Source organism: Ginsengibacter sp. (assembly GCF_057362405.1).
The window spans coordinates 1-21,882 of sequence record NZ_JBMQQG010000002.1 but is presented as its reverse complement, the minus strand read 5'-3'; the positions used below and the strand labels follow the sequence as shown (position 1 = coordinate 21,882).

Here is a 21,882-nt window from a genome sequence, read left to right as displayed (position 1 = left end):
CACCAGGCGCTTAAACCATTTGAGTTTTCCTTTATAAGGCGGGTATTTAATTCCCGGGTCAAACCAGGTGGGCGTTTTCATTACCGGTTTGTAATGAATAAATGTGTCGAAAGAATACTTTCCATGATACGCCCCGATGCCGCTGCTGCCGATCCCACCAAAGGGAAAGCGCAAATTTGCAAAGTGCCACAATGTATTGTTAACACAGCCACCACCAAAGGCAATGCTCTCCATCCATGTTTTTTCCTTCTGCTTATCTTTTGTAAAAACATAAAAAGCCAGGGGTGTTGGATGTTGCTTTACAATTGCCATTGCCTCATCCATAGATTTGAAGCTAATTACAGGTAGCACGGGCCCGAAAATTTCCTCTTTCATAACATTTGAATCGGGACCTACATTATTCAAAATAGTAGGAGCTACAAATAAAGAGTTCCGGTCTTTTTGACCTCCTGCGACTATTTCTCCTTCAGTGAGATAGGATGCTATTTTATCGAACTGTTTCAAGTTGATGATTTTGCCGTAATCGTGACTTTCCAATGGATTTTCACCTAAAAAGTTTCGCATGGTTTCCTTTACCGCGCCAATAAATTTATCTGCTATGTCTTCGTGAACCAGCAAATAATCCGGTGCCACACAAGTTTGCCCTGTATTGGTAAACTTTCCAAACACTATTCGCCGGGCACTGGAGCTAATATCAGCATCTTTCTCAACAACCGCAGGACTTTTACCACCTAATTCCAGTGTTACCGGAATCAGTTCTTTTGCCGCCGACTCATAAATTGCCTTCCCAACAGCGATGCTTCCGGTATAAAAAATATGGTCAAAGCGAAACTGTTTCATAATGCCTGGAACTACTATCGCCCCGGGACCCTGTACGACTTTCACATAGGTTGTTGGAAAAATTGATTTCAATATCTTTTCAATAACAGCAGCTGTTGCAGGCGCCAGTTCACTGGGCTTTAATACAACACAATTTCCTGCTGCTATAGCTCCTACCAAAGGCACTAATGATAACTGAAGCGGATAATTCCATGGCGCTATAATCAACACCACGCCTAAAGGATCAGGATATAGCTTGCCGGATGAAGGAAAATTTAAAAGGGTAGGGCTGAGGTTCCGTGGTGTCATCCAACGACGCAAATTCCTCAGGCTGTAATTGATCTCGGAAAGCAACAGTCCTGTTTCAGTACCATATGCTTCTTCCGGGCTTTTTTTAAGGTCGGCATTTAATGCATCAGAAATTTCCTGTTCATTTTCCAGTACTGCTCGCTTAAGCAATCGTAACTGTTGCATTCTATAAGCGTATGTCCTGGTTGCACCAGTTTCATAATAGCGGCGCATCTCCTGCAATTCAATATTGTAAGGCGAATCGTTCATTACTTATTTTTTAGGCTACCAAATGCCATCGCGATCAAAGAATTTATATCGTTTAAGCTCATTGAGTAACCAAATTCATTTTCAGGAAAGTTTTTTGCTCCAAATTATGTTTTAATGTAACCCTGATACTGATCAGCCGTCATGCAATCTTCCCAAAATTAGCGGGTTATAAGTTAGCAATTTTCGATAGTTTTTTAATTAGAATCCACACAATCATGAAAATAGGAAGTAGTTTGAGATGGATCTTACTTAGCCTCACTTTTGGAAACAGCATTCGGTTTTTCGCAACATACCGGGATGGCTTTATTTGCTGGGTTCACCTTCGGACTCATGTAAGGAATTCCCAGGCCCAATCCCCGAAGAATCAATAGGCAGGCGAGTAAGGTCATCATGTACGGATATGCTTTACGTATTTTTTGGCGGATGCCAACACTCACATAGTTTCCGAAGAAGGCAATGCTCCACATCATTGGTAATGTTCCCAATCCAAAGAAGGCCATAAAGATGATGCTGTTGGCAATATTGCCAGTTGAGACCGCTACTGCAGCGGCCATATACACCAGGCCGCAGGGAAGTAACCCGTTTAATAAGCCGATTGAAAATAATGAAGAGAAATTTCTCTTTTGGAAAAGACTGCCTAATGCTGATCGAAGTTTTTGAAGAAAGGTGAGAATAAAATTTTGATTTTGAAAAGATGAAAATCTTTTGGGTATTATGATAAAAGAAATGATCAACACACCTAATATTATGGAAAGCCAACGCTGGTACCCAAAGATGGCAACACTTTGGCCGATGATGCCAAATATAAAACCAAAAGCACCGTAGGTGATAATGCGGCCTGAATTATAAAATAATGCCCCGGCGAATTTTGCCCAATCGTCATCTTTCTTTAATGGAAGCGATAGCGCTATCGGCCCGCACATGCCTACGCAGTGAAAGCTGCCGAGCAAACCAATCATGAATGCAGCAATTATTAATTGGGACATATCTTCTTCACTAATTTATTAATAATTTCTTCTGAAAATAATAGCTTGTTCCATCTGCCTGCCAGTTCAACTGAATTTCATATTCTTTTTTATTAACTACATGAACGGGAACAAATATGGGTGCATCCTGTACAGAAAAATTTTGCGTTATGTCTTTGTCTTCATCAGAAGGGCAATATAATACCACATCTCCTGTAATCTTTTTGCCAGCAAAATCTTTAGGGAAAGCGATAGTTAATTTGCCTGCGCTCGTTTCGTATTTAACAGTGTCAGATAACAGGCTAACTCTGTTCATAGCATCAATCTTTTGTTGGTATTTCAACTCTTTGGCATAATAATCGGTAGTTACCAAATCCACCTTTTGGCTGGATGATTTAAAAACTAAAAACAGAATGCCCGTAACAAACACCGCATATACAAGAAGTATTTTATAGCCCCAGTTCATAATAAATAATTTATTAGTTATAAATTTCAGGGCCAATGAAATCGGCCTCCAATGTTTTTATTTTTTTATTGTTCTCATACATCCCAATCTTTAAGTCTGTTTTCCAGCCTTTAATTTCGTTTCGGTTGAGTTTTACGAAAAACTGCAAATGGGAGTAATCTTCTTTTTTTACAATTAGGGCTCCATTTCCAATCACTTCAATTTCGCCGAGTATGTTTTCAAGCTTTAAAGTATAGGTAATGTCTTCATGCGTTTTATTGGCAAGTTTCAGGTTATAGAGATTACTGATGCGCCCGTCTGGAAGGGAAGTATAGGTCATGCCGGCAGTACGCATAAGCCGGGCATCCAAATCGGTACGGCTAACCAAAAGAAAAACCAGCAACGACATTAATAAAGCAAGTACAGAAGTATAGGCTTTTATCCTTGGAGTAAATCTTAATTTAACTCCATTTACAATGCTATTTTCTGAGGCATACCGAACCAGCCCAACAGGTTTTTTAACGCTTATCATGATGGCATCACAGGCATCAATACACGCAGTACAGTTTACGCATTCCAGCTGTGTGCCGTTTCGTATATCTATGCCCGTTGGGCACACACGAACGCAGGCAAAGCAATCAATGCAATCACCTTGTTGGGGAACGATAGCGTCCATTTTCCGGGTAATACTTTTACAGGCGCCATCATCTTTGCAATCAACACATTTGCAATCGTGATCTTCTTTCTTTTTTAACTTCCCTCTTGGTTCGCCCCGCTTATGATCGTAGGCTACTACAATTGAATCTTTATCCAGCAACACGCCCTGTAATCTTCCGTACGGACATACCACCAGGCAGGCTTGTTCTCTAAACCACCAATAAACAAAAAAGAATACACTTGTGAAAACGAGTAATGAGATTAAAGTTCCTAAGTGCGCTGCCGGATCTCTTAAATAACCGAGCAACTGATCCATACTGATGAGGTAAGCAAGAAAGAAGTTGGCTATTATAAATGAAAGCACAAAAAATATGATAAACTTCAGCGTCCGTTTCCTCATTTTTTCAGCATTCCACGGCATAGATTTTAATTGTTTTTGTTTAGCAGAATCTCCATCAATCCAATATTCAATTTTCCGAAAAACCATTTCCATGAAAATAGTTTGCGGGCACGCCCACCCGCAAAAGATCCGACCAAACACTACTGTAAACAAAATGATAAAAACCACGAAGGTGAGCATGGCAATACCGAAAATAAAAAAGTCCTGGGGCCAAAATACCATTCCAAAAATGATAAATTTGCGTTCCAGGACATTTAACATCAGGAGTGGTTCTCCATGGATTTTTATGAATGGAAGACTAAAAAAAACAATAAGATAGAAGATGCTGAATCTCGTTCTTAAATTATATAAACGCCCTTTTGGTTTTTTAGGATTAATAAAATTTCTCCTTCCCTCGTTGCTTATAGTTGCAACTGAGTCTCTGAAACTGCCCTTTACATCTACTTCTTTAGTTGCTTCCATAGTAAAAAATTTTGATCTGCCACACGCTAGTTTGGTGTGGTTGCAGGTGGTACAGTGTCCTTAACTTTTGTTGTATTCATAGACACCGAATCGATGGACCCGGCCGGTGAAGCAGATGCCGCCGCATCTGTGTATACATCTCCCTGGGGCGCCTTTGGATTTGGTGGATTAGTTCCCCCTAATGATTTTACATAGCTTGCCAGGTAACTAATTTCTTTCGGCGAATATACTGATGACCACGCTTGCATTCCTTTATCAGGATAACCGTGTTTTATTGATTGGTAAATATCATTAAGCGAACCTTTGTGCAACCAATACTTATCTGTAAGGTTTGGCCCGGCGCCTCCTTCACCCAGTTTGCCATGGCAAGCAAAGCAGGTTGTTGTAAATATATCTTTCGCTTTTGCTAAACCGGCGGCGTCAGCATAGGGTACATTGTTCTCATCAATTTTATCTTTATTATTTGATTCATATATTTCTTTTTGAATTTTTGCCTGCTCCATTTCCGCCTGGTATTCTTGGGTTGGATTTTTTCCGTAGCCAAATACATGAAAGTTTAAGAGGTAAACAACGGCTACACCAATCGTTATATAAAAACCATATTTCCACCAGGGCGGGAGTGCATTGTCCAGTTCCCTTATGCCGTCATAATCGTGATCCAACATAACATCCTGTTCCCTTTCAACCGGGATTGCTTTGGTAAAGATTTTCTTATCAAGACCAGACCACCAAAGTTTGAATTTATTGGCTCTTGCCGGTGCAACTATTTTCTTTGGCAGCAGTTCTGCAGAAAATCTTCTTATTAAGAATGTTAAGAACAATATTATTATGATCTCAGTTGCCAAAACAGAAAGCAGCAAATAAAATGTGCCTGACGACAGCCCGCCATAATTCGTAACTACTTTCACAGTTTCTGCCTGTGCGGCATCCTGCGCCGAAGAAGTTTGTGCTGCGAACAGCAACCCCATTATCAATAGGGCAGGAAGCGCTTTAGGAACTTTATTTTTTTCAATAACCTGCTTTCCTAGTACCAGCAGAACGCGGCCAAGCAGCCAGATTACAAAAACCAGCAGTGCCATAATTACTAGTAAAAGCGTCTCGAGCTGGTTGCTGTTTGAAACTACTGTTTTGGTTGCAGGTGCTGCGTCCTGGGCCATCGCAGCTCCCGATGCCAATAATGCTGCTAACAGGGTTAAACTTAGTTTCTTTATTGATCGAATTGATTGCATACTTTTTTAATTATATGGTTGAGTTATTTAGTTCGTCTTTATCGAAAGGAATATTGGATAGTTCATTGACCCTGTCTTTTCCCATTTTTTTTACCAATACCAGGAGTATGATGAAAAAGGCAAGGAATATAAATAAGGATATATAGGCGTATACATGTACACCGTCTATTTTTTCCGCGTATTGTTTAATGAATGAAAACATAGTTTATTTATTATAAGTGGCAGTTGGATTTTTAGATATGTCGGTTCCCAAACGTTGTATGTATGCGATTAATGCAATCACTTCTTTCCGTGGAGAAACCCGTATGCTGTCGCCCAGCAAATTGTCTGAGATTTGTTTTGCCTGTACCTTTAAATCGGCCATTGCGTTCTGCTCATAATCTTTCGGGTAGGGTACACCGAGAGTTTTCATTGCGTGAATTTTTGCCGGTAAATCGGAGGTATCCAGGTCGTCCTGCAGCATGAATGCATACGATGGCATAACAGAACCTTCGCTCATAGATGAGGGTTCCCTAAAATGCCTGAAGTGCCATCCATCGGTTTTTTTGAGATTACCGGTGCCCTCTCTTGCAAGATCGGGGCCTGTGCGTTTGCTTCCCCATTGAAATGGATGGTCATATACAAATTCACCCGCTTTTGAATACTCGCCATAACGTTCTGTTTCACTTCTAAATGGACGTATCATTTGAGAATGACACAGGTAACAACCTTCCCGTACATAAATGTCTCTTCCTTCCAGTTCAAGCGGCGTATAAGGTTTTACACTACTTATTGTTGGAACATTTGATTTTATAAGGAAGGTGGGTACCAGTTCAATAATGCCTCCTATTAAAATAACAACCAGGCTTAAAACCATAAACTGTACAGGCCTTCTCTCAATCCACCTGTGCCAGTGCTCGCCTTTGTGCGGCACATAATTTTTTTCAAGTGGCGCTGCTTCAGCTTCTTCGTTAGCAACTAATTTTCCTGCTTTTACAGTTTTATATAAATTATAAATCATAAATAAAACACCAATTAAATACAATGTTCCGCCCAATGAACGCATTGCGTAAAAGGGTTTCATGTAAGTAACTGTTTCGAGAAAAGTATATTTTAGTTGCCCGGCTTCCGTAAATTGTTTCCACATGGAACTTTGTGTAAAGCCTGCCCAGTACATTGGTATTGCATAAAATAAAATACCTAATGTGCCAAGCCAGAAGTGAATGTTGGCTATCTTTTTTGAATAGAGGTCTGTTTTAAAAATGCGTGGAATAAGCCAGTATAAAACACCAAATGTTAACATACCGTTCCAGCCTAATGCACCTATGTGCACGTGTGCAATAATCCAGTCAGTATAGTGAGATATTGCGCTTACGCTTTTTAATGAAAGCATTGGACCTTCAAAGGTGGCCATACCATAAGCAGTTACTGCAACCACCATAAATTTTAAGATAACGTCGTCGCGTACACGATCCCATGCTCCGCGAAGTGTAAGCAGCCCGTTTATCATACCACCCCAGCTTGGAAATATCAGCATGAAAGAAAATACAACACCTAATGATTGTGCCCAGTTTGGCAAGGCAGTGTATAATAAATGGTGAGGCCCAGCCCAGATGTACAAAAAGATAAGCGCCCAAAAGTGAATAATGGAAAGCTTGTAAGAATACACCGGGCGGTTAGCTGCTTTCGGCAAAAAATAATACATCAACCCAAGGTAAGGCGTGGTTAAAAAGAAAGCCACTGCATTGTGTCCGTACCACCATTGTACCAATGCGTCCTGCACGCCTGCATAAAAACTATAACTCTTCAACCAGGTATAGGGTAATTCTCCCGAACGAACGATGTGCAAAACTGCAACGGTAACAAAGGTGGCTATATAAAACCAAATGGCCACATACAAATGCTTTTCTCTTCTCTTAATAATAGTAGCAAACATGTTCCAGCCGAATACAACCCAGATCACAGTTATCGCAACATCTATCGGCCAGATCAATTCGGCATACTCGCCGCTGTCAGTAAGACCTAATGGTAGTGTAATGGCTGCGGCAACTATTATAAGTTGCCAGCCCCAAAAATGAATGTAACTAAGTTTATCACTGTACATTCTTGCTTTACATAAACGCTGCAAAGAGTAATAAACACCCATAAAAATTCCGTTGCCGACAAAAGCAAAAATCACAGCATTCGTATGCAATGGACGAAGCCTTCCAAAATTGAAATAAGGCTCAAGATTTAATCCGTGAGGAAATTGACCCGGGAAAACCAATTGCAATGCTACCCAAAGACCAACGAGCATGCCAACAGCACCCCATACAATAGTGGCGTAAGCGAAGTTTCTTACTATTTTGTTATCATAATAAAATTTTTCTACCTGCATATAATTTTGGCTTGTGTTTTAAGAATGATGATGAATTTGTTTATTTTATAGTTGATCCTTTTTCTTCTTTTACCTCAATAGTTTTGGGCATGTCGTCAAAAAGCATTCGTACCGAAGGTGTATAATCATCATCGTATTGCCCGGATTTGGCACTCCATAAAAAGGCCACTAAAAATCCTGCAGCAACTGCAATACTTACTCCGATTAAGATGATTAGTGCACTCAATGATGATAATTTAGGTTGTCAAAAATACCCGGGCCGGCCTTTTGATTTTATGATGAGTATCAAACCAAAAACTGATTTTGATCATCATTCACCTTACAATTTTTTTAATCGTGCACTTATCGTTGATAATGCTGTTACCAGCAATACAATACTGATGCTGCTGGCTGGCATTAAAATAGCGGCTACCATTGGAGATAAAATGCCACGAACGGCAAATGATAACCCCACGATGTTGTATAAAATCGAAAGAACAAAGCTTGCGGTAACAATACTTTTGCCCGACCTGGCATAGGCGATAAATTTATCAATCAGCTTAACATTTGTTCCATCGAGGATAGCATCACATGCAGGCGAAAATTGTGATGTATTATCGCTGACAGCTACCCCTACATTGCTTTGCATTAATGCTCCGGCGTCATTAAGGCCATCACCCAACATTAATATATTTTTACCCTTAACACCCGATAGAACACCGGGTAAATTCTGCAATGATTTTATAAAGTCAAGCTTTTGTTGTGGTGACTGGTTAAACAGAAGTTGTGTGTTACTATCAAATATTTTTAGCAGTCTTTCTTTTTCTGAATTGTTATCGCCTGATAAAACGTGCAACTCAAATTTTTCTTTCTTCAAACGGAGTGCTAATTCATCAATTCCATCGCGGTATTGATTGCTCACCGTGAACCGGCCCATGTGCACATTGTTCAACATTACATGCACATGCGTACCCGTGTCGTAAGAAATAATTCCCGGGTCAAATTGATTGATGAAGCCGGCAGAACCCATTTTTACCTTAATGTTATTTACAGTGGCTTCTAATCCTCTTCCCGCATGCTCTTTAAATTCTTCAACCAATGCCGTCTCTGTTTCCGATGGCAGCGACAAAGCGATGATTTTACTTAATGGATGCGAAGATTGTTTAGTAATATTTTTAATTGCCAACAGTTCTTTGGCTGTAAGGGGCGTTCCTTCATAACTAACTTTTGACGATTTGTTTTGAGTGATAGTTCCTGTTTTATCAAGTACGATGGTATTAATCTTAGCCAATGATTCTATAACGCCGGCATTTTTTAAATACAATTTATTCTTGCCGAAAATGCGCAGCATATTTCCATAAGTAAAGGTTGCTGAAAGTAACAATGAGCAAGGGCAGGCAACAATTAAAACTGCAGTGAGAGAAGGCAATATTTTTGAAGGATCATATCGCCACCAAAATAAGATAGTACAAAATGCAATAGCAAATAATGCGAGCGTAAAGTAACGGCTCCATGGATGTATAAAGGATTTATCTTCATTTTTTTTACTGTTGAATATTTCGTTATTCCAAAGTTGGGTGATATAACTCTGCGATACGTCTTTAATAATTTCCAGTTCAATGGCACCGCCAATTTGTTTGCCGCCCGCATAAATCAAATCACCCGGTTTCTTTGCTACGGGGGTCGTTTCACCACTAACAAAACTATAGTCAATATTTGCGTTTCCTTTTATAAGAATCGAATCCGCAGGTATCATTTCTTCGTTGCGCAATATAATGCGGTTGGCCTTTTGCAATTGTGTGACGGGGATATTTTTTTCAACATTGTCTTTAATAACGGTAACGCCTAAGGGAAAATAAGATTTGTAATTCCTGTCGAATGAGAAGGAGTCATATGTCTTGTTTTGAAACCATCTACCAATTAACAAAAAAAATATAATTCCTGTTCCTGAATCAAGGTAGCCGGCGCCGTTACCGCTTAATATGTCGTAATAGCTCCTGGCAAATGTCACGATGATGGCTAAGGCTATTGGAGCGTCAATGTTCAGATAGTTTTGCCGCAGTCCTTTCCATGCTGAGGTAAAGATACCTGAAGCGCTGAAAAACAATGCCGGTAATGATAATGCGATATTCATCCAGGTGAAGGTTTCTTTCAACCCAGCCTGATCAAGTGTTCCCCCGGAAAAATATTCAGGGAAACTCAGCATCATAATATTTGAGAAACAAAAACCGGCAACGCCAATTTTATAAATCTGTTGCCTGTTAAATGTTGTTGGTTTTTTAGTTCGGGTATCGTTAAGCGTTATAGTTGGCTCATAACCAATAAAGGCTAGTAGCTCAACCACCTTTCTTAAAGTAATGAGCTGTGGATTGAAAGCTATAAATACTTCTTTCTTTTGAAAGTTAGATTGGGAAGTTATGATGCCCTCATTAATTTTATGCAGGTTCTCCAGTAAAAATATGCAGGACGAACAGTGAATTTGCGGGAGCTGGAAAACAACATTGGTTTTGTTGTCGCTGTTAAATTCTACCAACTTACTTATAATGGCCGGATCATCGAGATAGCCAAACCTTTCAGAAGTGAACTTGCCCCTGGCTTTAATGCCGGGATTTTTATCAAGGTTATAATAATGGCACAGGTTATTTTCGTTAAGCAGCAGATATACCTGCTTACAGCCATTGCAGCAAAAAACTTTATCATCGGCCTGGAAAGTATCGTCCTCGCAGGTTTCACTGCAATGGTAACAGGGAACCTGTATCGCTGGGCGATTAACTAACGGTGCGGGTTTTATTGTTTTATTTAATGTTGACATACTGTTTTAATACGGCCTGGTAAAATATTAATTTATGGTAACGAATATTAATTTTATTGAATTGACGTAATCTAAAAGTGCGCAATGAAAATAGGCTGCAGTACAGTTTTTATAATCAGGTCGGCACGGCTTGGTTTAAAGAGCCTTGATATTGTATTTCTCCCGTAGGCGCCCATTACCAAAAAAGTATTTTGCCTTGTAAAAACATATTCAACCAGGCTGTTGTAGATATTTCCTTTCAGAACCTCAAAATGCAAATCGTAGTAGTAGTTCTTTAGCAGTTCTTTAAGTTTAAACCTGTTGGCATCTTTCCATTCGCCGGTATCATTAATATGCACTACGTTTATTTTTTTGTCGTGCAATTGAGGAAAGAGGTATGTAAACTGTTTAATTGCAAATACCGAAGAGGCTGAGCCATCGTATGTAAAAACAACTTCATCAATGGCGTCAAAATGTTCTGGTGCGATAATTACAGGACACTCCGTACTTTTTAAAACATCCTTTATAAAGTTTGTGGGCGTTCCTTCAAATTGCTTATTAAAGGAAGTAGCTCCGTCGATAACTATCATGTCAGCATACCGGCTTTCTTCAATTAATTCATAAGCAGGTATACCCCTGTCACGATGTAGTAACAAATTTACACCCCTGTTGGCGGCTGCTTCTCTGTACGTTGAAATATTGTGTTCTATCAATTCGGTTCTGTCTGATTTCTGTGCATCTTGCTCATTTAAACCCGCTTTAAAATTGCCTCTTTCAACGGAAGCCTTTAGGCTTAAAGTTTCTTCATAAGCCAGGTTTTCCAGGAAAACGCCGGTTATTTTCGAATTAGTTAACCTACCCAGGTAGCTTGCAAATTCAAGCGAATTTTTATCGGGGTTAGCTGCATTTATTGCTACTAATATTTTTCTCATTATTTAAATTTTGAAATACAGGCAACGTTTGTTGATAAATTAAAAATTCAATTGCAGAAACACAATTGTGTTCCGACGGCTGGCGTAAAAATATTACCTCTCAAAAGACTATCGTATGATTTTCAACCAGCCTCCGGATGATATTTATCATTCTTTTTGGCAGTACCAATAGGGCAGGCAGGAGCCTTAAGCGGGAAAGAATTACCGGGAGAGGTTAATTGTGAATCTTAATTTGGTTGATTTTTTAAACTCTATTTTCAAACGTTTTTAAGAATGAAATGCTTTCGTATTTTTTATCGAAAGGATATAAGCAATAATGACATCAATCAGCTATCACTCTAACTGAAGTCATCTAAAAAATTAAGCCATAGTGATAGTTTTGGATGAAGAGAGATTTTATGAAAGATATATTAATAGCCACGGACTTTTCCCCCGCAGCGCGGATCGCATCTGTATTTGGAGTGCAACTTGCAAAGGCACTCGATGCTAACGTTATTTTGTTTAACGCCTACAAAGTGCCACACGCATTCCCCGCACTTAATGTGAAAATTTCGGGGTATGATGTCATGATGCAAACAGATAAAAAATTAATGGACGAAGCAGATTTCCTGGATCCCGACCATTCTTTGGTTGAAATTATGTGTGACGAAGGCGAGACGGACGATGTAATTATTACTTCCGCTAATGAAAAAAAGGTTGACCTCATAGTTGCCGGAATGAAAGGAACTGGCAGGAATCTTGGAAAAATATTTGGTTCCACAGCTGTTGCACTTGCCCGAAATGCGAACGTGCCACTCCTGCTAGTGCCGGAAAATGCAGTGTATAAAACCCCCCGAACAATGGTTTTTGCCAGCGATTTGGGCGTCGATACCGATTTACAGGTGTTGGATAATTTGGCGGAAATCTTTCAGTCGTTCGAGCCTAAAATATATGTATTAACTGTGCTGAAAAACAAGCATGAAGAATGGTTTGAAGTGTTACATACACATCAAACATTAAAGAAAGCTTCGGTAACTTTTAGTGATTGGCCCGATTATCCCGTCGACATTGACATAACCAATGCCCTGAATTCATTTATAGAAAAACATAACGCTGATATGTTGGTAATGATGCCACACAGGCATGAATGGCTTGGACGGATTTTCAGAAAAAATGAAACAAAGGATATGATCTTTCATACCCATGTTTCCTTATTAATTTTGCCCGAACGAATGCTTGAAGAAAACCAATTTTTAAAAAGGCAACGAGTAGCTGTTAACTAAAACGCCAATGGAAAGAATGGAAGATTTTTATTCAATGATTTAATTTTTTTGGCGTAAAATTTATTATTATGAAAAAGATAATTATTCCTTTTGACGGCGGAAATTTTTCAAAAGGCGCTTTTTCTTTCGCGTGTAACGTAAATAAGAAAACCCCAATTTTACTAACCGGTATTTTCCTGGCAGAAAAAAATTACGAATCGCTTTTTTTCTTTCCCAGTGCTTTTGCAGCACCAGCATATATACCGGTGAAGGAAGGCATTGATGAAGGAATTTTGGAAAACAGCATAAATGATTTTACCCGGTTGTGCGATGAGAATAACATAAAATACAAGGTGCACAAAGACATTTATGAATCGGCCCTTCGGCAATTATCAAAGGAAACCCGTTTTGCTGATTTGATGTTAATTGGCAGCGAAATTTTTTACACAAGCAATGAAAATGAGCCGCTCGAATATTTATTGCATGCGCTTCACACTACGGAATGCCCGGTAATTATTGTACCGGAAAAATTCAACTTTCCATCGCATATAATCCTGGCATACGACGGTTCTGAATCTTCAGTTTATGCTATTAAACAATTTGTAAATTTATTCCCCGAACTATGTTCATTAAAAACCATATTAGTTTATGCCGGAGATGAAAAGCATGATATTCCGGACCGGGAGTTGATCGAAGAACTTGCAGCCAGCCATTTTGAAAACTTTTCTATTAATAAAATTCCTGTTACGGATAAAAATATTTTTAATGAATGGCTTGCGACGCAGTCAAACCCTTTGTTGGTTAGCGGTTCATTCAGCAGGTCGGAAATTTCGCAACTGTTTAAACGCAGTTTTATAATTAAGACAATTAAAGATCATAATACCCCTGTTTTTATTGCCCACCGGTAAACGATACGGGGAATAAATTATAATAAAATGGTAACATTAAACGATCACACTCCGGATATAAAAACAGTTAAATCTGCAGCCTGGTTTATTACCATTTTGTCATCTGTAATTTTTGTTCCAATTCTCAGAAATATTATTTTATCTGTCCTCTTGAAGCTGTATGATTTATTTGTTCAGCACGGAATGGGTGGGTAGTTGTTACCCCGCCCGGGTTGGCGATCCCAATCAGCATACTCCCTGTGAAATATTTCCAGCTCCCATAAATGAGTAATGTCAAGCCAGTTTATGACGGCTATCATCAATATGCGTATTACTTAAGGTTAAATTTGATTAATTAAAAAAGGGTCTTATGAAACAGAACCTATTATCTCACTCAACCAAAGTAAGTGAGACAGATTATAATCTTCCGTCCCTTTCTATAATTCTTCCGTTTGAGCCAAAAATGCAATCAAAGAGTGAACTCACTTCGTCGTTGCAATCAGTGGTTGAAAAAGTTGAGAAAAAAATATTTGATAATTTTTCTATTGATATGGCATTGCTGGTAATACAGAAGCTGAAGTATATCATTAAGAACCTCGATTTCAGTACCCATAAAAAAAGTATCGCAATTTACGTATCCCCGGTATTTGAAAAAGTTTTATACCTCAATGTGGAAGTTGATGAAAGGATCGTGTTGGATAAATCATTTCATATACAAGACCTCATAAAAAATAAGAAGGAATTGCATCAGTATCTTTTATTGCAACTAACCGAAAAAGAATGCAGGATTTATGTGAATGAGTCCGGCGAAATGCAAAAGATTTTTTTTAGCAGGTTAGAAAATTTTTTAGAGTATACCGACCCATTATATCATCGACTAAAAATTAAAGAATGCGATCGTGAATGTGTAAACATTAACATTGAAAAATTTTTGCGCCGAATTGATAATTCACTGGACTATATAATGGATTCTTATCACCTGCCGTTATTTGTAATTGGAAATGAAGAAGTTCTAAATCATTTTAACAACGTTACCACACACGCAAGTTCAATTATCGAAAATATTATAAGTGACTACCAGGATGGCGACACCGAAGAAATTAAAAAATTGATGGTACCATATATTGCTGATTGGAAGGATGTAAAGCAAAAATATTTATTAAATGAACTTCATACGGCTGTGTTCAAACATAAGCTCGCGACGGGAATATCGGATGTAATCAAAGCCGTTATGGAGCATCGTTGCCGGATTCTCTTATTGGAAGAAAATTATCAATTTCCCGAATTAAATACGAGGAACGAAGAAACAGTTTATAAAGCCAATAAGTTGTATAATCGTTTTTCTTATTTAAAAGATACGGTTGATGAAATAATTGAAAAAATACTTGAGGAAGATGGCGATGTGGAATTCGTAAGCAAAAACATAATGAAGCAGTACGATCATATTGCTCTCATAATTCATTCTAAAAAAAATATTATATATGAAAACAATTATCCTGGCGACTGATTTTTCCTCAACAGCTTTGAATGCTGCAAATTATGCGGCAGACATGGCGGTTGCCATAAATGCAGATTTACACTTGCTTAATATTCAAAAAGTTCCTATCTATTATAATGATATACCTCCTGTTACAACAGTGGAAGATATTATCGGGAATGCCGAAGAAACTTTAAATGAATTGAAACGACAACTGGAAAGAAAAGCAGGCAATACAATTAAGATAACAACAGAAGTTGAGATGGGCACCTTCTTTACCGAATTAAATGCAGTTTGTGATAACCTGCAACCCTTTGCAGTAGTTATGGGAAACCAGGGCGTAACTAATGCAGAGCGAATATTTTTTGGAAGCCATACAATTATTGCAATGAAAAATCTGCGGTGGCCAATATTGGCGGTACCGCGTGGAGTAAAATTTGCGAATATTAAAAAAATCGGGCTTGCCTGCGATTTTGAAAAAGTAGTCGACAAAACACCCATGCATGAAATTGAGGAATTCGTAAAAATCTTTAATGCCCGGCTATATGTTATTAATACAGGGCCAAAGGAAGCTCATGATCCCGAAATGATCTTTCAGTCTGGTTTGCTGCAGGTAATGTTGGGAGACATGAAACCAGAATTTCATTTCATAAATAATAAAGACATAGACGAGGGTCTTATGGATTTTTGTGAAAAAAATAATATAGATCTTCTTATGGTAACGCACAAGCGACATTCACTTCTTGATAAGATGATTCAAAGAAGCCATACAAAACATTTGATATTACATAGCCACATACCAGTGATGGCGCTTCATGAATAATTAATAACAAAAAATCATGAACACATATATAAAACAATTCAATGAAATCAATATTGGAGACATACCATCAGTAGGCGGCAAAAATGCTTCTTTAGGTGAAATGTTTTCAAAATTGGCGGCTAAAGGCATTTCGGTGCCGGACGGCTTTGCCACAACAGCCGGGGCTTTTCAGGACTTTCTTAAATACAATTCATTGACCCCGCAACTGACGGAATTAATGAAGCAGCTAGATAAGAGTAAGTATGTGAACCTGCGGGAAAGCGGATTGAAGGCACGAAAATTATTACTAAATGCCCACCTTCCCGAAGAACTGGGTGAAGCGATTATTGGTGCCTATAAAAAATTATGTGGTAACGAAAATTATTTTGAAGTAGCCGTTCGCAGCAGTGCAACGGCTGAGGATTTACCTGAAGCAAGTTTTGCCGGTCAGCATGAAAGTTATCTTAATATAAAAGGAGAAGAAGCTTTGCTCGATGCTGTAAAAAAATGTTATGCATCATTATATACTGACAGGGCAATTAAGTATCGCGAAGATAATGGATTCGGCCACGAAAAAGTTTCATTATCAGTAGGCATACAAAAAATGGTGCGTTCTGATAAAGCCTGTTCTGGTGTAGGTTTTACACTTGAACCTGAATCGGGATTCCGCGATATTGTTCATATTGCAGGCGTATGGGGCCTGGGCGAAAACATAGTGCAGGGCACCGTTACGCCTGATGAGTTTTTTGTTTTTAAACCAGCGCTTTTGCAGGGAAAAAATGCCATCATTCAAAAGATTTTGGGCGACAAGGCCAAGACAATGATTTACGGAACCAGTGTTGATAACCCAGTTATTAATATTGAAACTCCGGAAGAAAAAAAGGACGAATATGTATTGAGCGATAAGGAACTTACCACCCTGGCTAACTGGGCGTTGGTAATTGAGAACCATTATCAAAAGCCGATGGATATTGAATGGGCCAAAGACGGAATTACCAATGAATTGTTTATCATCCAGGCCAGGCCCGAAACGGTTCATTCGCAAAGAAACCCGTTGATTGTTAAAGAATATAAAATCATAACTAAAGGTAAAGCCATCACCCAGGGCGAAGCCATTGGTTCAAAAGTAGCTGCGGGAATTGCGAGGATTTTGAAATCGCCTGATGAGTCGGATAAATTACAACCGGGCGAAATTGTTGTTACCGATTTAACCAGTCCGGACTGGGATCCGATTTTAAAAAATGCGGCAGCAATTATTACCAACAAAGGTGGCAGAACGAGCCACGCTTCAATTGTAGCAAGAGAATTGGGGGTGCCTGCCATTGTGGGCTGCGCTGACGCCACTGAGAAAATTACTGACGGAGAAATGATAACGGTTTCATGCTGTGAAGGAGAAACCGGTTTTGTTTATGAAGGCAAATTAGACTTTAAAGAAACTGAACTGGACTTCTCTAACATAAAAAAACCTGAAACTACTGAGGTAATGATGATAGTGGGAGATCCGGATAAAGCATTTAAGTTATCTTTTTATCCCAACGACGGAGTTGGACTAATGCGGCTTGAATTTATCATTACCAACACGGTACAAATTCACCCCATGGCTTTGGTAAAGTTTAATGAATTAACTGATGCATCAGTGAAAAAGAAAATTGAAAAACTAACGCATCATTACCCTGATAAAGAAAAGTATTTTGTTGATAAATTATCGCAGGGCGTGGCCACCATTGCAGCAGCCTTTTATCCCAAAGACGTTATTGTTCGTATGAGTGATTTCAAAACCAATGAATATGCTAATCTCATTGGTGGTAAAGATTTTGAACCACAGGAAGAAAATCCCATGTTAGGCTTCAGGGGAGCTTCAAGATATTATAATGACAGGTATAGAGAAGGTTTTAAACTTGAATGCGAAGCTATTAGAAAAGTAAGAGACGAAATGGGTTTAACCAATGTGAAAGTAATGATCCCATTCTGCAGAACGGTTGAAGAAGGCAATAAAGTAATTGCGGTGATGAAGAGGTATGGCCTCGAACAAGGCGTCAATAATCTCGAGATATATGTGATGGCAGAAATTCCAAGTAATGTTATACTCGCTGAAAAATTTGCAAAAATATTTGATGGCTTTTCGATAGGTTCCAATGACCTTACTCAACTCACATTGGGGATCGACAGGGATTCATCAATAGTCAATGATTTATTCGATGAAGAAAATGAAGCTCCTAAAGAAATGATCGCCAAGGTGATCAAAAAAGCTAAAGAAGCAGGGGTAAAGATTGGACTATGCGGACAAGCGCCGAGTGATATTCCGGCATTTGCAAAATTCCTTGTGGAGCAGGGAATTGATAGTATTTCTTTTAATCCGGATGCATTACTCAAGGGTATAAAAAATATAAACCAGGCTGAGTCAACACTTAAAATGGCCTTTTGAATGGCTGCCTGTGTTTAATAGTAAGAGATGGGATGGATTAATTGTCATTATCATTTTGTAATCATGTTCAAACAATAAGGGTTTGCAGACTTTATTTCATTGGCATTTCCTCACCTTTTTTATTTCGATTCAAGAACAAAAACAGAGTATTTAAATTTAATAGCCATTAATGTCAAAAATTGTAACGATCACCTTTAGTCCCTGTATTGATAAGAGCACTTCAATATCATGTTTAATTCCTGAAAAAAAATTACAATGTGCACCACCGAAACTTGAACCGGGCGGAGGAGGTATTAATGTTGCAAGAGCGCTGAAAAAACTAGGTGAGGATGCTATTGCTATATTTCCTTCAGGTGGTTACACCGGAAAGTATTTTAATCATTTAATGGAAAGGGAAAATGTCAATTCCAAAATAATTGAAATTGAAAACGAGACAAGAGAAAATATTATTGTCCTCGATCAATCCATTAATGCGCAATATCGTTTTGGAATGCCCGGCTCTGAATTGAACGAACGTGAATGGAAAGAATGTTTAAGGGCTGTGGAAGAAATAGATGATGCCAGTTTTATTATTGCGAGCGGCAGCTTACCTCCGGGCGTTCCGGTTAATATTTATGCAACGCTTGCAGAAATAGCAAGAGGCAAGAATGCGAAGTTAATTGTCGATACTTCCGGAGAGGCGTTAAAAGAGGCCGTGCAAAAAGGTATTTATCTTCTAAAACCTAATCTTGGCGAACTGGCTTATTTGGCCGGAGTGGATGAGCTAAAGCCCGGGGATATTGTAAGTGTTTCCAGGGTAATCATTGAAAAAGGTATGTGTGAAGTAGTGGTGATATCAATGGGAATGGCCGGCGCAACCATTGTAACAAAAAATTTCACAGAGCTAATTACGGCGCCTAAGGTAGCCAGAAAAAGCACGGTAGGTGCCGGCGACAGCATGGTTGCGGGAATTGTTTTTTTTCTATCCAGAGGCGAAAGCTTGCTGGAAGCGGCTAAATTTGGAGTAGCATGTGGTACAGCAGCAACCATGAATCCCGGCACAGAACTTTGCAAAAAAGAAGATGCCTTTCAACTTTATGAAATGATGCAGCAGGTACCCGAACTTAATTTTACTGCAGCCAATGGATAAAAGCGATCCAAAAAATATCATCAAAAAACATTACCGGGCGCTCCATAAGCTAATCACAGTTGTAAATAAAGATTTCGAAGTTGAAGCCATTCATCAGTTGAGAGTGGAGTATAAAAAGCTGCGGGCTTTTTTAAGAATGATTTCAAATGAAAAGCTGGCTCATGAAAAAATTAAAATTCCTGGAAAGTTAAAAAAAGCGTACGCAATAGCGGGCTTAATACGCGATCTGCAATTGCAGCATAAAAATATCCTTGCCATTGTTGGTGAACATTCAAAAAAAATAAAATCTTATTTAAAACTCCTTGAAAACCAGGTAAGAATTTTACAGCCTCTACTCCGCAATATACCGTTGGGCAAAACGGTTGATAAATGCATAACTGAAACAGGAGACTTAATTCTTGAAAAAATAAATACAATTGTTGCCGGCCGATTCATAGAAAATAATTGCGTAGCTATAACATCAATTATAGCCAGCAAAAATTTCAATGATGCCAATATGCACGCTATCAGGAAACATATGAAGGATATATTTTATACGATACAAAAATTAGAAAATGCGGCGGAAGAAATAAAATTTAATGATAGCCCGATTCTAAGATCGGAAAAAAAATATTTTGATCAAATTCTTGAGCAGTTTGGAAATTTCCAGGATAAATGCACATCAATTACCTTATTGGACGAACATTGGATATGCCCGCTGGGCGTGGCTGATAAGGAATTATTGATGCGAATAAGAAATGTATTTATTGCGGAACGTGATGCTACAAGAAAAGCTCTCATACAGCGATTAGAATACGAAATAGTCCCTCATTTGAAGAAACTTGAAGAATTAAATGCCCACGCCGTTTAATTTATTTTCGGGAAAAATTTAGTGTATTCTGAATTTTATTACTATTTTGCCATCATTGTAAAAATTAAGGTATTTCTAATTGAACACTTAGTTTTTATAATTAGTTAGTTTTGGTACGGCCCTGGTTTTTACCGGGGCCTTTTTGCGTCTGCCCGAGGGGGTTAGGCGAATCATTTTACTAATTATTACTCACCCTTACGGAATCTTAACGCCATCGTATTAAGGACAACTGGATGATGAGAATCATCAGTTATGTTGACGGTATTCATTGGAGCCTGAAGTTGAAAAGCGGAAATTTGAATTTGATGGGCGCAATGATAAAAACCGGTAATCATGCATGCTTTATCAACAAATAAGGTCGGTTTTATCTCAGCAATATTATCAGTAATTTTTGCCGTCGGTTATTCTATTCCTCAAATATTATCTGCCGCCCAAATTATACCCCATCCGCAGGATTTGTTCTGGTTGTTTCTGCCATCATTGTTTTTAGCTCCAACATTTTTAATTGCGATGATATGCCTGCATTATGCCGCAACTGCAAGTCTTAAAGTGTGGACCAATATTGGGGTTGCATTTGCAGTAATATATTGTGTCGACGTTACCCTGGTGTATTTCACCGAGCTTACCGTAGTTTTGCCTTCTCAATTAAAAGGGCAAATAGACAAAGAAAATGTTTTGTTGTTTGATAAATCATCATTCCTGATGGCCGTCGATTGTTTGGGGTATTTCTTCATGAGTTTTTCAACCTTTTTCTCTGCCTTTGCATTTAGAAAAAATACCTGGCTGTACAGGGGACTATTATGGAATGGCGTATTAATGCCGGTATTAATACTGGCCTTTTTCTACCCGACATTTTATTATATCGGCGCTTTATGGATGATAACGTTTCCATTTGCGATGATTAACGCTGCCAGGTTTTTTCGTAATGATTCGCGAAGCCAATTAAAATTAAGATTAGAATATGAAACTAAATAAAGAATGGCACCTGGCTCACCCGATGCCAAAAAACCCTACGCAGCAACAAAGAATTGAATGGCACCTTGAGCATGCAAAAAATTGCAGTTGTCGCGAAATTCCTGCGAAGCTGAAAGAAGAGATGAAAAAATTAAAAATTAAAATTCCGCTGGCATGAGCAATTTAAGTCATGATGTTTTTCTTACGTTGTACATTATTTCTAATTTACTAGCTCTCGTAATGCTTTGGGCGGGCTGGAAAAATCAGCACATTTTAAGGGTACTCGTAACCCTGGTATTTGCTTGGGCAAGTTGGACTAACTGGAATGAAGCCGAAATTGCTCCGCAGTTCTATATGGATTATGCTAATCTTACTTTCCTGGCGGTATATCGTCATTTTATTAACGGATGGTTTAGCGCACATATTACCTTGGCCGTGGGCTTCATTGCAACCTGCCAGTTACTCATCGCTATTTCTATGTTTTTTAAAGGATGGTTATTTAAGATTGGGGCAATTGGTGCCAT

Annotated in this window: 21 protein-coding genes; 11 read left to right on the top strand and 10 right to left on the bottom strand. The window is 38.7% G+C overall.

Going from position 1 to position 21,882, the window contains the following annotated elements; genetic code table 11:
- From ACO1O5_RS00125 to ACO1O5_RS00080, 10 genes are all read right to left on the bottom strand, one after another.
- Positions 1 to 1,377 (bottom strand): aldehyde dehydrogenase (locus ACO1O5_RS00125; protein WP_486267230.1); only part of this gene is annotated, 1,377 nt, incomplete at its 3' end.
- Positions 1,378 to 1,622: 245 nt separating this feature from the next.
- The gene (locus ACO1O5_RS00120; RefSeq protein ID WP_486267228.1) at positions 1,623 to 2,363 is read right to left on the bottom strand and encodes a sulfite exporter TauE/SafE family protein; all 741 of its coding nucleotides are present in this window, start codon (positions 2,361 to 2,363) and stop codon (positions 1,623 to 1,625) included.
- Between the two features lie 10 nt (positions 2,364 to 2,373).
- Positions 2,374 to 2,808: a FixH family protein gene (locus tag ACO1O5_RS00115; RefSeq protein ID WP_486267226.1), complete on the bottom strand. Its 435-nt coding sequence runs from the start codon at positions 2,806 to 2,808 to the stop codon at positions 2,374 to 2,376.
- Positions 2,809 to 2,821: 13 nt separating this feature from the next.
- Positions 2,822 to 4,306 (bottom strand): 4Fe-4S dicluster domain-containing protein, encoded by a 1,485-nt coding sequence (locus tag ACO1O5_RS00110; RefSeq protein WP_486267224.1) that lies wholly within the window; start codon positions 4,304 to 4,306, stop codon positions 2,822 to 2,824.
- A gap of 26 nt (positions 4,307 to 4,332) precedes the next feature.
- On the bottom strand, positions 4,333 to 5,535 hold the full coding sequence (locus ACO1O5_RS00105; protein WP_486267222.1) for a cbb3-type cytochrome c oxidase N-terminal domain-containing protein: 1,203 nt from the start codon (positions 5,533 to 5,535) through the stop codon (positions 4,333 to 4,335).
- Between the two features lie 10 nt (positions 5,536 to 5,545).
- Complete coding sequence (locus ACO1O5_RS00100; RefSeq protein WP_486267220.1) at positions 5,546 to 5,737, bottom strand: hypothetical protein; 192 nt, start codon at positions 5,735 to 5,737, stop codon at positions 5,546 to 5,548.
- 3 nt (positions 5,738 to 5,740) lie between these two features.
- Positions 5,741 to 7,891, bottom strand: coding sequence for a cytochrome-c oxidase, cbb3-type subunit I (gene ccoN, locus ACO1O5_RS00095; RefSeq protein WP_486267218.1), 2,151 nt, complete (start codon positions 7,889 to 7,891; stop codon positions 5,741 to 5,743).
- Between the two features lie 40 nt (positions 7,892 to 7,931).
- Entirely contained in the window at positions 7,932 to 8,117 is a 186-nt protein-coding gene (gene ccoS / locus ACO1O5_RS00090; protein ID WP_486267216.1) for a cbb3-type cytochrome oxidase assembly protein CcoS, read from the bottom strand.
- Positions 8,118 to 8,210: 93 nt separating this feature from the next.
- Positions 8,211 to 10,682, bottom strand: a complete 2,472-nt coding sequence (locus ACO1O5_RS00085) for a heavy metal translocating P-type ATPase (RefSeq protein WP_486267214.1) — start codon at positions 10,680 to 10,682, stop codon at positions 8,211 to 8,213.
- Positions 10,683 to 10,753: 71 nt separating this feature from the next.
- Entirely contained in the window at positions 10,754 to 11,593 is an 840-nt protein-coding gene (locus tag ACO1O5_RS00080; RefSeq protein ID WP_486267212.1) for a hypothetical protein, read from the bottom strand.
- Positions 11,594 to 11,991: 398 nt separating this feature from the next.
- Between ACO1O5_RS00080 and ACO1O5_RS00075 the strand changes: the two genes are divergently transcribed.
- The 11 genes from ACO1O5_RS00075 to ACO1O5_RS00025 all read left to right on the top strand — a co-directional run.
- On the top strand, positions 11,992 to 12,855 hold the full coding sequence (locus tag ACO1O5_RS00075) for a universal stress protein (protein ID WP_486267210.1): 864 nt from the start codon (positions 11,992 to 11,994) through the stop codon (positions 12,853 to 12,855).
- Between the two features lie 68 nt (positions 12,856 to 12,923).
- Positions 12,924 to 13,742 carry an adenine nucleotide alpha hydrolase family protein gene (locus ACO1O5_RS00070; RefSeq protein ID WP_486267208.1) on the top strand — a complete coding sequence of 273 codons (819 nt, stop codon included), beginning with the start codon at positions 12,924 to 12,926 and terminating at the stop codon, positions 13,740 to 13,742.
- 27 nt (positions 13,743 to 13,769) lie between these two features.
- Positions 13,770 to 13,937, top strand: coding sequence for a hypothetical protein (locus ACO1O5_RS00065; RefSeq protein WP_486267206.1), 168 nt, complete (start codon positions 13,770 to 13,772; stop codon positions 13,935 to 13,937).
- A 154-nt stretch (positions 13,938 to 14,091) separates the two neighbouring features.
- Positions 14,092 to 15,228 (top strand): baeRF3 domain-containing protein, encoded by a 1,137-nt coding sequence (locus tag ACO1O5_RS00060; RefSeq protein WP_486267204.1) that lies wholly within the window; start codon positions 14,092 to 14,094, stop codon positions 15,226 to 15,228.
- The gene (locus ACO1O5_RS00055; protein ID WP_486267202.1) at positions 15,203 to 16,021 is read left to right on the top strand and encodes a universal stress protein; all 819 of its coding nucleotides are present in this window, start codon (positions 15,203 to 15,205) and stop codon (positions 16,019 to 16,021) included. Before ACO1O5_RS00060 ends, ACO1O5_RS00055 begins: the two co-directional genes overlap by 26 nt.
- A 16-nt stretch (positions 16,022 to 16,037) precedes the next feature.
- Entirely contained in the window at positions 16,038 to 18,425 is a 2,388-nt protein-coding gene (gene ppsA / locus ACO1O5_RS00050) for a phosphoenolpyruvate synthase (protein ID WP_486267200.1), read from the top strand.
- Positions 18,426 to 18,594: 169 nt separating this feature from the next.
- On the top strand, positions 18,595 to 19,554 hold the full coding sequence (locus tag ACO1O5_RS00045) for a 1-phosphofructokinase family hexose kinase (RefSeq protein ID WP_486267198.1): 960 nt from the start codon (positions 18,595 to 18,597) through the stop codon (positions 19,552 to 19,554).
- Entirely contained in the window at positions 19,547 to 20,404 is an 858-nt protein-coding gene (locus ACO1O5_RS00040; protein WP_486267196.1) for a CHAD domain-containing protein, read from the top strand. Before ACO1O5_RS00045 ends, ACO1O5_RS00040 begins: the two co-directional genes overlap by 8 nt.
- 333 nt (positions 20,405 to 20,737) lie before the next feature.
- Complete coding sequence (locus ACO1O5_RS00035; RefSeq protein WP_486267194.1) at positions 20,738 to 21,379, top strand: hypothetical protein; 642 nt, start codon at positions 20,738 to 20,740, stop codon at positions 21,377 to 21,379.
- Positions 21,366 to 21,536, top strand: coding sequence for a hypothetical protein (locus ACO1O5_RS00030; protein ID WP_486267192.1), 171 nt, complete (start codon positions 21,366 to 21,368; stop codon positions 21,534 to 21,536). Before ACO1O5_RS00035 ends, ACO1O5_RS00030 begins: the two co-directional genes overlap by 14 nt.
- Positions 21,533 to 21,882: hypothetical protein (locus tag ACO1O5_RS00025; protein WP_486267190.1), on the top strand; the 350-nt coding region annotated here is incomplete at its 3' end. The genes ACO1O5_RS00030 and ACO1O5_RS00025, both read left to right, overlap by 4 nt.